We start from the raw sequence: 1,110 nt of genomic DNA on the forward strand, positions 1-1,110 counted from the left end.
CTCCCGCGAGGGTGGGCCGCAACGCACCGGTCTCGGCGAGCTCGCGCAGCGCGTCCATGCCCGTGTGATCGGCCTCGACGAGCATGACCGCGGCCCGGACGCCGAGCTCCTCGGCCGCGGCCTTCACGTGGTCGGCGCCCAAGGCGCGCAGCGTGACCAGGAGGCCGCCGGGGCGCAGCGTCCGCAGTGAGCGCAGCGCGTGGTCGGCGTCGATGGGGTCGAGAACCATGTCGATATCACGCAGCGTCTCGGCGAAATCGGTGGTGCGGTAGTCGAGTACCTCGTCCGCGCCGATGCTCCGCAGGAAATCGTGATTGGCGGAGCCGGCGGTGCCGATCACGTACGCGCCGCGGGCCTTGGCGATCTGTACGGCGAAGTGGCCCACGCCCCCGGCGGCGGCGTGGATCAGGACCCGCTGCCCGGCCACGACGTTCGCGGTGTCGACCAGGGCTTGGTAGGCGGTCAGGGCGGCCAGCGGGATCGCGGCGGCCTCCGGGTGCCCCAGATTGGCGGGCTTGCGGGCGAAGGCGCGGGCCGGTGCGGTGACGAATTCGGCCGCGGCGCCGTGCCCGTGCGGGTACGGCAGCATGCCGAACACTTCGTCACCGGGCTCGAACAGGGTGACGCCGACGCCGGTGGCGACGACCTCGCCCGAGACGTCCCAGCCCAGCACGTACGGGGGTGCGGGCAGGAACAGGCCCGCGCGGGCGCGGTGCGCCCAGTCGGTCGGGTTCAACGCGGTGGCGCGAACCCGGACCAGCAGCTCGCTCGGACCGGGCTGCGGCACCGGCACTTTCACCTCGTGCAGGACCTCGGGACCGCCGAGCACGTCCTGTCCGATGGCCGTCATGGTGGTGGGGAGGGTGTAGCCCTTGTCGCTCATGCCCTCAGCATGCCGAAAGGAGCCGATCCAGTAAATGGCATGATCGCCATTATTCGATAGGATCGTGCCATGGAGTCGGAGGTTGCTCGGCCGCATACCGTGGTGGTGCTGGCGCTCGACGGGGTGTATCCGTTCGAGCTCGGCATCCCGAACCGGGTGTTCGGGACCGCGGACGGGCGGTACCGGGTGATCACCTGCTCGCTCGACGGGCGACCGGTGCGCAGCAG

At 71.2% G+C, this 1,110-nt stretch carries 1 protein-coding gene and 1 pseudogene; one reads left to right on the forward strand and one right to left on the reverse strand.

Features of this window, described 5'->3' with window-relative positions; translation table 11 throughout:
- The coding region (locus ACIRS4_RS38435; protein WP_404204949.1) for an NADP-dependent oxidoreductase at positions 1-883 on the reverse strand (883 nt) is incomplete at its 3' end.
- Between the two features lie 69 nt (positions 884-952).
- Between ACIRS4_RS38435 and ACIRS4_RS38440 the strand changes: the two are divergent.
- Positions 953-1,110: pseudogene (locus tag ACIRS4_RS38440) on the forward strand (AraC family transcriptional regulator); the annotation flags it as partial.

It is taken from the genome of Streptomyces sp. NPDC101166 (genome assembly GCF_044768125.1).
Taxonomy (GTDB): Bacteria; Actinomycetota; Actinomycetes; order Streptomycetales; family Streptomycetaceae; genus Streptomyces.